Below are 10,391 nucleotides of genomic sequence, written 5' to 3'. Positions count from 1 at the left end.
AGCCAGCTCCCACAGGTATAGCAGATGGCTTGAGATCGGTGCGGTCCCTGTGGGAGCTGCCTTGCCGGCGATAGGGCCCTCAAAGCCGACAGATGGCATATGCTGAACACATTGCCCGCCCAGAGGAGCTTCACATGGCCTGGTCCGCCACCCAGTATTCGCTGTTCGAAGACGAGCGTACCCGCGCCGTGCGCGACCTGCTCGCCGCTGTGCCACCACGCCCGGTACGCCACGCCACCGACCTGGGCTGTGGCCCTGGCAATTCCACCGAGGTGCTGCTGCAACGTTACCCGGATGCCCAGGTGACGGCCCTGGACAGCGACCCCGACATGATCGACAAGGCCCGCGAGCGCAAACGGCTGTGCATACCCCGGGTGCGCATGGTCATCGGTGACATTGCCGGCTGGTCAGCCCCCGAGCCGCAGGACCTGATCCTGGCCAATGCCTCGCTGCAATGGGTGCCTGACCACGCCTCGCTGTACCCGCACCTGGTGCGCCAGTTGAGCGAAGGTGCCAGCCTGGCCGTGCAGACCCCGGACAACCTCGACGAGCCGGCCCACCGGCAGCTGCGCGAAATCGCCAGCCAGGGCCCCTGGGCGGCGAAGTTCGCTGACTTCCAGCTGCCGCCACGGCACAGCGCGGCGTTCTACTACGACCTGCTCAGCCCGCTGTGTGCACGGGTGGATGTGTGGCGCACCACCTACCACCACCCGTTGTCCGGCGGCGCCGAAGCCGTGGTGGAATGGTTCAAGGGTTCTGCCTTGCGACCGTATCTGGGGCGGTTGGATGCCCAGGAGCAGGTGGATTTCCTGCAGATGTACCTGCAGGCGATGCAGCGCGACTACCCGCCGGCCACCGATGGCAAGGTGCTGTTGCCGTTCCCGCGGCTGTTCCTGATCGCTACCCGCTAGGGCGGTGCCAGCGCCAGGCCACGTAGCTGTAGATGCCGAGGTTGAGCAGCAGCACCAAAGTGCCCAACAGCAGCTGGATGTGCGGTGTCAGCCCTGCGGGGTAGATCAACGGCCAGATGTAGTGCTCGACGAAGCCGCCCTGGTAGCCTGCGTCACCGGCCGCGCTGCGCATGCGGTTTTCCCAAGTGGTCAGTGGGCAGCCCAGGTGCAGGCATTCCACCGCCAGGCCCCAGGCCAGCGCCGGCAGGTGCAGCAGCAGGGCAGGGCGCCAGCGCAGTACCAACAGGCCGCCGAACAGCACCAGCAGGATGAACAGCAGGTGCAGCAGGACCAGGGTGTCGGCGGCAAGGCGGTAGAGCATGGGTTGTGTGCCGAGGGTTGAGGTTATCCCAGCATAGTCGGGTTGCCTGTGCCGGCCTCTTCGCAGCACAGGCTTACAACCCTTCCTCCACCATCTGCAGGAAGGTCGCCACCACCCGCCGCGTGCGCTGCTCGCTCAGGCACACCAGTGTCTCGGTCAGGTGCCGCTGGCAATCGACGATCGGCAATGCGCAAACCCGCGCATCCGCACCAAATTCCGCCGCCGACACCACCCCCACACCAATCCCCACCACCACCGCTTCCCGCGCCGCTTCCCGGCCTTCTACCTGGATCGCCGGGCGGATCCGCAGCCCGGCTCGTTGCATTTCTTCTTCCAGGGTCTGCCGCGTCACCGACCCGGGCTCGCGCAGCACCAGCGGCGTATCGTCCAGATCCGCCAGGCTGATCGCGCTGCGGCTGGCCCAGGGGTGCTGGTGGGAGACAAACGCCACCATCGGGTCGCGGCGCAGCGGCAGGCAGTGCAGGCGCTCATCGTCCACGTCCCGCCCCAGCAGGGCCAGGTCGGCCTGGTAGCTGAACAGCCGGGCCAGCGACTCGTCAGTGTTGCCGGTCTCGATCTTCACCTGGATGCCCGGGTAGCGCTGGCAGAAGCGGGCGATCTGCGGCAGCACGTGCACTGGCGCATCCACCGCCAGCACCAGGCTTCCGGTATGCAGCGCACGCGAATCCTGCAGTAGTTCATGGGCCTCGGCCTCGCAGGCGAACAGGCGCTGGCTGATGCCCAGCAGGCGCTCGCCAAGGTCGGTGAGCTGCACCGAACGCTTGTTGCGGTGGAACAGCAAGACGCCGAAGCGCTCCTCCAGTTTGCGCACCTGGTCCGACACCGCTGGCTGGGTCAGAAACAATTTTTCGGCAGCGCGGGTAAAGCTGCCGTGAACGGCCACGGCATGGAAGGCCTTGAGTTGTGCGTGTGAAACCGACATGACGACCTCAGTAACAAGCTGGGCTTATGTGTGAAATACGATAAATCGATTTTATTTATCTTAGCGCAACTGTTTCCATGCATGTCAGCCCGACGCTGGCACCACAAGTGCCGCCAGGGCCATGGTTCCTACACGGCGCCATCTGACCCGATGACAGCCTCGTCATCGCTGTGCGTAACACAAGAACAAGACAGGCGTTTCTTCACATTCTGCCGGCACACTTGAGCAAGAGGTCAGACTTACATGAATCAGTCCCTAGCCGCGTTCAAACGCTGGCGCATCCAGATTTTCGCCATTACCTGGCTGGCCTACGCCGCCTTCTACTTCACCCGCAAGGCCTTCTCGGTGGCCAAGCTGGGCATCGGTGAAGACCCCAACTTCATGCTCGACAAGGCCGCCATGGCCAACCTTGACGCCATCTACCTGGCCGCCTACGCCGTGGGCCAGTTCACCTGGGGCATGCTCGCCGACCGCTTTGGCCCACGTGTAGTGGTGCTCGGCGGCCTGCTGATTTCTGCTGCTGCGGCGGTGGTGATGGGCAGTTACGCCACCTTCCCGATCTTCGCCACCTGCATGCTGGTGCAGGGGCTGGCGCAATCCACGGGCTGGGCCGGGTTGTGCAAGAACATCGGCAGCTTCTTCCCGGCGTCGCAGCGTGGGCGGGTGCTGGGCCTGTGGAGTTCCTGCTATGCCTTCGGCGGCCTGGTGGCCTCGCCGTTCGCCGGCTGGTGGGCCTATACCTTGGTCGGTACCTGGCACGCGGCGTTCTTCTCCAGTGCCGCGGTGGTGGCGCTGGTGGCCGTGCTGTTCTTCTTCCTGCAGCGCAACAAGCCTGAAGACGTCGGCCTGCCGGCGGTGGAGCCCGAGCCGCAGAGCATGGCCCCGGCCGGCAACCTGTGCAGCGTTTGGGCACCGCTGAAGGAGATCCTGCGCAACCGCACGGTGCTGACCCTGGGGTTGGCGTACTTCCTGTTGAAGCCGGCGCGCTACGCCATCCTGCTGTGGGGGCCGGTGATCGTCTTCGAGCAGATGCCCTCGGTGGGCAAGGTGGGGGCAGCGATCATACCGACAGCCTTCGAACTGGCCGGGCTGCTCGGCCCGATCATCATCGGCCTGGCCTCCGACAAGCTGTTCGGCGCCCGGCGCATGCCGGCCTGTGTCATCAGCCTGGTACTGCTGACCGTGGCGTTGGCGGCGTTCATGGCGGCCATGCACACCGGCAGCGTGATGCTGGTGGTGGCCCTGCTGTTCGTCATGGGCCTGACCCTGTACGGGCCGGACTCGATGATCAGCGGCGCTGCGGCCATCGACTTCGGCACCGCCAAGGCTGGCGCTACCGCAGCTGGCTTCGTCAACGGCTGCGGTTCGGTGGGGGCGGTGCTTGGCGGGCTGCTGCCGGGGTACTTCGATGGTGTCACGGTGTTCATCGTGTTCGCCGGCTGCGCGCTGTTCTCGGCACTGGTGCTGCTGCCGCACTGGAACAGCCGCCCGGCCAGCGCTGCGCAAAGCACCGACGTGGCACCCAATACCAGCATGGCAATCAAGCCACTGCGTACCTGAAAGGAAAGCGAGCGAATGAGACCCTTCTGGCTGCAACAGGCCCTGGATTCGGCCCAAGAGGCGGTGTGCCCGCCGCTGCAAGGTGATGCCCGCTGCGATGTGTGCATCGTCGGTGGCGGCTATACCGGCCTGTGGACCGCGCTGATGCTGAAGGAGGCGGTGCCGGCCCTGGATATCGTGCTGATCGAGGCCGATATCTGCGGTGCCGGTGCAAGTGGCCGCAATGGTGGCTGTGCGTTGTCCTGGTCGGCCAAGTACTTCACCCTCGAGCGGCTGTTCGGGGTGGCCGAAGCGGTGCGCCTGGTGCGTGAGTCGGAGCGCAGCATCGCTGAAATCGGTGCGTTCTGCGCGGCCAATGGCATCGATTGCGACTACCGCCTGGACGGCACGCTGTACACCGCCACCAATGCCGCGCAGGTCGGCGCCACCGACGCGGTGATCGCCGCGCTGGAGCAAAAGGGGATCAATTCGTTTCGCCGCCTGCCGCTGCAGCAGGTACAGCGCCTGGCGGGTTCGGCGCGGCACCTGGAAGGCTGGTTTTCGCCGGCGGCGGCCACGGTGCAGCCTGGCAAGCTGGTGCGCGGCCTGCGCCGGGTGGCCTTGCAGCGTGGCGTGCGCATCCATGAGGGCAGCGCCATGACCGGCCTGGAGCACGGCGCCCCGGTGCAGGTGCGCACGGCCCATGGGACGGTGCGCGCCGACCGCGTGGTATTGGGCCTGAATGCCTGGATGGCGCGGGCTTTCCCGCAGTTCGAGCGCAGCGTGGCGATTGTTTCCAGCGACATGGTGATCACCGAACCTTGCCCCGAGCTGCTGCACCAGACCGGCCTGGACAGCGGCATCAGCGTGCTCGATTCGCGGATTTTCGTGCATTACTACCACAACACCTCCGATGGCCGGCTGATGCTCGGCAAGGGCGGCAATACCTTCGCCTATGGCGGGCGCATGCTGCCGGTGTTCGACCAGCCGTCGCCGTACCGGCCACTGCTGCGTGAAAGCCTGGGTGGGTTTTTCCCGGCGCTGGCCGAGGTGCCACTGGCGGCCAGCTGGAACGGGCCGTCCGACCGCTCGGTGACCGGCTTGCCGTTCTTTGGCCGGCTGGACGGGCAGGGCAACGTGTTCTACGGCTTTGGTTACTCCGGCAGCGGCGTCGGGCCGTGCCACATGGGCGGGCAGATTCTGTCGTCGCTGGCACTGGGGCTGGACAACCCATGGACCCGTTCGCCGCTGGTCAAGGGGCCGTTGGGGCTGTTCCCGCCCGAGCCGATCCGCTACCTGGGCTCGCTGATGGTGCGCAATGCCATCCGCCGCAAGGAGCGGGCCGAGGACCGTGGGCTGCGGCCGCGCAGGCTGGACGTGCGGTTGGCGCGGTTTGCCGCGGCGGCTGGGAAGGCCGATAAAGGCTGATGAGATTTCTTGTCGAACACAGGCCGGAGGGCGTATAAACTGCACCCACTTTTGGCCGGTCGCTTCCTGAACCGGCCGCTGAAACAAGAGAGTCGACATGGGCGCACAGTGGAAAGCCAAACATAAAGAAGCCGCGGCCAACGCCAAAGGCAAGATCATGGGCAAGCTGTCCAAAGAGATCCAGATCGCTGCCAAGTCCGGCGCCGACCCGGACATGAACCCACGCCTGCGCCTGGCCATCGAGCAGGCCAAGAAGGCCTCGATGACCCGCGAGACGCTGGAGCGCGCAATCCGCAAGGGCGCGGGCCTGGACGGCGATGCCGTGCAGTACTCGGCGGTAAGCTACGAAGGTTTCGCCCCGCACCAGGTACCGCTGATCGTCGAGTGCCTGACCGACAACGTCAACCGCACCGTCGCGCAGATCCGTGTGCTGTTCCGCAAGGGCCAGCTGGGCGCCAGCGGTTCGGTGGCCTGGGACTTCAACCATGTCGGCCTGATCGAAGCCACCCCGAACGGCGACGCCGACCCGGAAATAGCGGCCATCGAAGCCGGTGCCCAAGACTTCGAGGAAGGCGACGAAGAGGGTTCGACCCTGTTCATCACCGACACCACCGACCTCGACGCGGTGCAGAAGGCCCTGCCGGAGCATGGCTTCACCGTGACCTCGGCGAAGATCGGCTACACCCCGAAGAACCCGGTGAGCGCGGCCAGCCTGAGTGCTGAAGCATTGGCCGAGGTGGAAGCGTTCCTCGAAGCCATCGACGAGAACGATGACGTGCAGAACGTGTATGTTGGTCTGACTGACTGATCTGCGTCTCTGGGGCCGCTTTGCGGCCCAATCGCCGGCAAGCCAGCTCCCACAGGTACAGCACAAGCCTCGATGGTTGTGGTGACCCTGTGGGAGCTGGCTTGCCGGCGATTGGGCCGGTCGACCCTCTGAAAGGGAGCCTGTATGAACCCCGCTTTCGCCTCCCTCAGCCTCGCCCACCTGCGCACCCTCGACCACCTGCTGCAGCTGAAGAACCTCAGCCACGCCGCCGAGCGTCTGGGCGTCAGCCAGTCCGCCCTCAGCCGCCAGCTGGCCCATCTGCGCGAAGCCTTCGACGACCCCTTGCTGGTACGCCAGGGCCGCGGTTACGTGCTCAGCGAATACGCCGAAGCCCTGGTCGAACCCCTGCGCCAGGTTCTCGAGGAGCTGCACGCCCTGCGCCAGCCCGCGGTGTTCGACCCGGCGCGTTGCGAGCGGCGCTTCTGCCTGGCCGCGTCAGACTATGTGGCCGAGCACATGCTGCCGCTGCTGGTGGCAGCGCTGGAGCGCGAAGCGCCGGGCGTATCGCTGGAATATCGAACCTGGCAGGCCGGCCAGTACACCTTGCTGGCCAGTGGCGAGATCGACCTGGCCACCACGTTGTTCGACGAGTCGCCACCCAACCTGCACGGCAGGTTGTTGGGCGAGGACCGCGCGGTATGCCTGATGCGCCACGACCACCCGCTGGCCGCCCGCGGCGCGCTCAGCCAGGCCGACTACCTGGCGCACAAGCATGTGCGTATTTCCGGTGGAGGCGACAAGGACAGCTTCATCGACCGCCACTTGCGCGCCCAGGGCCTGCAACGGCGGGTCAGCCTGGAAGTGCCGTTCTTCTCTGCCACCGTGCAGGTGATCGCCAATAGCCAGGCGCTGGCCACCGTGCCCGAACACATCGCCCGGCAGCTGTGCCGCCTGCACGACCTGGCCTGGCGGCCGCTGGGCTTCATCGACCACAGCCAGCGCTACTGGGTAGTGTGGCACCAGCGCTTGCAGGCCTCGGCCGAACATCGCTGGTTGCGCAACCGGGTGTTCGAGTTGTGGCGCCAGTCGCAGTTCGGTGTGCAGGGCGGGCATGCGGGTTTGCCATAGCAGGTATGCGCGAGGCGGGGTTATTCACTTCGGGATAGGTGCCTAGACTGGGGGCATTGCGCTGCCTGTAGCGGCCTCTTCGCGGGTAAACCCGCTCCCACAAGCGATGCAGTACCTGTGGGAGCGGGTTTTACCCGCGAAGAGGCCAGTACAGGCAGCGAACCACCCCCCAGGAGAACCCAGGTGACCCCCGAACAATTCCGCCAATACGGCCACCAACTGATCGACCTGATCGCCGACTACCGCCAATCCGTCGGTGAGCGCCCGGTCATGGCCCAGGTCGAACCCGGCTATCTCAAGGCCGCGTTGCCCGCTCAGGCCCCCCGCCAAGGCGAGCCTTTCGCCGCGATCCTCGACGATGTCAACCAGTTGGTCATGCCCGGCCTGTCCCATTGGCAGCATCCGGACTTCTACGGCTATTTCCCCTCCAACGGCACCCTGTCGTCGGTCCTCGGTGACTTCCTCAGCACTGGCCTGGGCGTGCTGGGCCTGTCGTGGCAGTCCAGCCCGGCCCTGAGCGAGCTGGAGGAAATCACCCTCGACTGGCTGCGTCAGTTGCTGGGCCTGTCTGGCCAATGGAGCGGGGTGATCCAGGACACCGCATCCACCAGCACACTGGTGGCGCTGATCTGCGCGCGGGAACGCGCCAGCGACTACGCACTGGTACGCGGCGGCCTGCAAGCCCAGCCCAGGCCGCTGATCGTCTATGTCAGCGCCCATGCCCACAGCTCGGTGGACAAGGCCGCATTGCTGGCCGGTTTCGGCCGCGACAACATCCGCCTGATCCCGACCGACGAACGCCATGCCCTGCGCCCGGAAGCACTGCAGGCGGCGATCGAGCAGGACCTGGCCGCCGGCAACCAGCCCTGCGCCGTGGTCGCGACCACCGGCACTACCGCCACCACGGCCCTCGACCCGTTGCGGCCGATCGGCGAGATCGCCCAGGCCCATGGCCTGTGGCTGCACGTGGACTCGGCCATGGCCGGCTCGGCGATGATCCTGCCGGAATGCCGCTGGATGTGGGACGGCATCGAGCTGGCCGATTCGCTGGTGGTCAACGCGCACAAATGGCTGGGCGTGGCCTTCGATTGCTCGATCTACTACGTGCGCGACCCGCAGCACCTGATCCGGGTCATGAGCACCAACCCCAGCTACTTGCAGTCGGCGGTGGATGGCGAGGTCAAGAACCTGCGTGACTGGGGTATCCCGCTGGGCCGCCGGTTCCGCGCGTTGAAGCTGTGGTTCATGCTGCGCAGCGAGGGGGTAGAGGCGTTGCAGGCACGGCTGCGGCGTGACCTGGACAATGCCCAGTGGCTGGCCGGGCAAATCGGCGCGGCGGCGGAGTGGGAGCTGCTGGCGCCGGTGCAGTTGCAGACGTTGTGCATTCGCCATCGGCCGGCGGGGCTGGAAGGGGAGGCGCTGGATGCGCATACCAAGGGGTGGGCCGAGCGGCTGAACGCGTCCGGGGATGCCTATGTGACGCCGGCGACGCTGGATGGGCGGTGGATGGTGCGGGTGTCGATTGGCGCATTGCCGACCGAGCGGGAGCATGTCGAACAGCTTTGGGCGCGCCTGCAGGAAGTGGTCAGGGGCTGAAATTGCCGGGGGCTGCAAAGTAGCCCCCGGCAATCGATCAGTGGCTCACTGCCTGAAAGCTCCCTTTACGGCTAGCCTCATACTCGGTCTTTTCCATCGGCTTGGCATCGGGGTTGCCAAGGTCATCCATCGCCAGGCGATGGGTTTCCGGGGCAATGTACGCTGCCAGGGCACACACGCAGGTGATGAAGAACGCCAGGCCACCGACCACCAGTGGGATGTTGTCCGAACCAGGCGGGGCAACCAGGGCGAACAGCGCCGGCAGCATGGCGGTCAGCATGGTGCCGATGTTCTGCGCGATGGCCATGGCCGAAACACGGTAGCGGGTGTGGAACAGCTCTGGGTAGAAGCTTGGGAACACCGCGTTGTAGCCCTGGTACACCATGCCCCACATGACGATCGACGAGGCGAACGCCAGCGGTACGTTCTGGATGCTGATCGCATACAGGTAGAGGAACGCCAGCAGGCCCGAGCCCAGGCAACCGGCGATCATGGTCGGGCGACGGCCGATCTTGTCGGACAGGTTGCCGACAAACGGAATCACCAGCACCGCGACGATGTTGCCGACTACCGGAATCCACAGGTACACGCTCTTGTCGAAGCCGATACCATAGGCCGGCTGCACCGCGTAGGCGGCACCGAAGATGGTGGCCACCACCGGGATCACGTTCATCAGTGCCATGAACATCACCAGCACCATGTGCTTCCAGCTGTGGCGGAAGGCCTCGCTGATCGGCGACTTGGCGACTTTGTCCTGCTTCTCTTCCTTCACGAACGCCGGGGTTTCGTGCACTTCCTTACGGATGATGAAGCCGGCAATCAGCACGATGGCGCTCATCAGGAATGGAATGCGCCAGCCCCAGTCGTTGAAGGCTTCGCTGGGCATGAAGTAGGCCAGTGGCAGGAACACGGCCGCCGCCAGCACCTGGCCAGCCTGTACGCCTTGCAGGGTGAAGCTGGCGTAGTAGCCCCTTCGACCGAATGGCGCATGTTCCATGATCATCGAACTGGCACCGGAAATTTCACCGGCCACGGCAAAGCCCTGGATCAGGCGCAGCACCACCAGCAGGGCCGGGGCGAGCAGGCCGATGTCGTGGTAGGTGGGCAGCAGGCCCACGGCCATGGTCGACAGGCCCATCAGGAACATGCACAGCAACAGTACGTTCTTGCGGCCGCGGGTGTCACCCCAGTGGCCCAGCACGAAGGCGCCGAACGGGCGCGCCAGGTAACCCACGCCGTAGGTGGCCAGCGAGGCAATGATGGCCATTTTCGGGTCGGTGTTAGGGAAGAAGATCTGCGGGAAAATCAGCGCAGCGGCCTGGGCGTAGATGAAGAAGTCGTAGTACTCGAGTGCCGAGCCTATCCATCCACTGGCGGTCGCTTTCTTGGCTTGAGAGCTGGAGTGAGCCATCGTTGTCTCCGTTGTTATTGTTGTTAGCGCAGGTTCCGCCGGAGGTTAGCCAAGGCAGGAGGCAGTGGTCGGTGTGCCTGCGTCTGTGGTTCATGTTGACCACGGGCCAGCGGACTGGCAATTCGCTAAAACGGGTATTGTGCGATAATCGAACGCAAAACTAACCATTCCGTACAAAGAGATTGAAGCGACGACTTTACCTGCGAATAATCGATCGTGCCAGGAACTGTGGTTCTGATTTTCCAGGTCTGGCCCAATCGCCGGCAAGCCAGCTCCCACAAGGTATGCGCCAATCCTGTGGGAGC

Annotated in this window: 9 protein-coding genes; 6 read left to right on the top strand and 3 right to left on the bottom strand. The window is 65.2% G+C overall.

The genetic code is table 11. From position 1 onward, the window contains the following. Positions 1-134 precede the first annotated feature (134 nt). Positions 135-911, top strand: coding sequence for a trans-aconitate 2-methyltransferase (tam, locus tag IRZ77_RS26230; RefSeq protein WP_196174613.1), 777 nt, complete (start codon positions 135-137; stop codon positions 909-911). Here the strand turns inward: tam and IRZ77_RS26225 are convergent. Together IRZ77_RS26225 and IRZ77_RS26220 are read right to left on the bottom strand one after the other, a co-directional pair. Next, the gene (locus IRZ77_RS26225) at positions 901-1,272 is read right to left on the bottom strand and encodes a DUF2784 domain-containing protein (RefSeq protein ID WP_196174612.1); all 372 of its coding nucleotides are present in this window, start codon (positions 1,270-1,272) and stop codon (positions 901-903) included. The two genes, tam and IRZ77_RS26225, sit on opposite strands and share 11 nt — an antisense overlap. 73 nt (positions 1,273-1,345) lie before the next feature. Further along, positions 1,346-2,215 carry a LysR substrate-binding domain-containing protein gene (locus IRZ77_RS26220; protein ID WP_196174611.1) on the bottom strand — a complete coding sequence of 290 codons (870 nt, stop codon included), beginning with the start codon at positions 2,213-2,215 and terminating at the stop codon, positions 1,346-1,348. Between the two features lie 243 nt (positions 2,216-2,458). On the opposite strand from IRZ77_RS26220, the gene IRZ77_RS26215 reads away from it, so the two are divergent. From IRZ77_RS26215 to IRZ77_RS26195, 5 genes are all read left to right on the top strand, one after another. After that, positions 2,459-3,775 (top strand): MFS transporter, encoded by a 1,317-nt coding sequence (locus tag IRZ77_RS26215; protein WP_046614008.1) that lies wholly within the window; start codon positions 2,459-2,461, stop codon positions 3,773-3,775. Positions 3,776-3,790: 15 nt separating this feature from the next. Beyond that, positions 3,791-5,182, top strand: coding sequence for an FAD-dependent oxidoreductase (locus tag IRZ77_RS26210; protein ID WP_085601322.1), 1,392 nt, complete (start codon positions 3,791-3,793; stop codon positions 5,180-5,182). Between the two features lie 97 nt (positions 5,183-5,279). Beyond that, positions 5,280-5,990: a YebC/PmpR family DNA-binding transcriptional regulator gene (locus IRZ77_RS26205; protein WP_085601323.1), complete on the top strand. Its 711-nt coding sequence runs from the start codon at positions 5,280-5,282 to the stop codon at positions 5,988-5,990. 144 nt (positions 5,991-6,134) lie between these two features. Beyond that, positions 6,135-7,079 (top strand): LysR family transcriptional regulator, encoded by a 945-nt coding sequence (locus IRZ77_RS26200; protein WP_046614006.1) that lies wholly within the window; start codon positions 6,135-6,137, stop codon positions 7,077-7,079. A 183-nt stretch (positions 7,080-7,262) separates the two neighbouring features. Next, the gene (locus IRZ77_RS26195) at positions 7,263-8,675 is read left to right on the top strand and encodes a DOPA decarboxylase (protein WP_108481370.1); all 1,413 of its coding nucleotides are present in this window, start codon (positions 7,263-7,265) and stop codon (positions 8,673-8,675) included. 37 nt (positions 8,676-8,712) lie between these two features. Here IRZ77_RS26195 and IRZ77_RS26190 read toward each other — a convergent pair whose 3' ends face one another. After that, complete coding sequence (locus IRZ77_RS26190) at positions 8,713-10,086, bottom strand: MFS transporter (RefSeq protein WP_108481371.1); 1,374 nt, start codon at positions 10,084-10,086, stop codon at positions 8,713-8,715. Positions 10,087-10,391 lie beyond the last annotated feature (305 nt).

The organism is Pseudomonas pudica, from assembly GCF_015680405.1.
GTDB classification, from domain to species: domain Bacteria; phylum Pseudomonadota; class Gammaproteobacteria; order Pseudomonadales; family Pseudomonadaceae; genus Aquipseudomonas; species Aquipseudomonas pudica.
The sequence above is the reverse complement of the archived record's forward strand: the minus strand, read 5'-3'. Positions and strand labels throughout refer to the sequence as shown.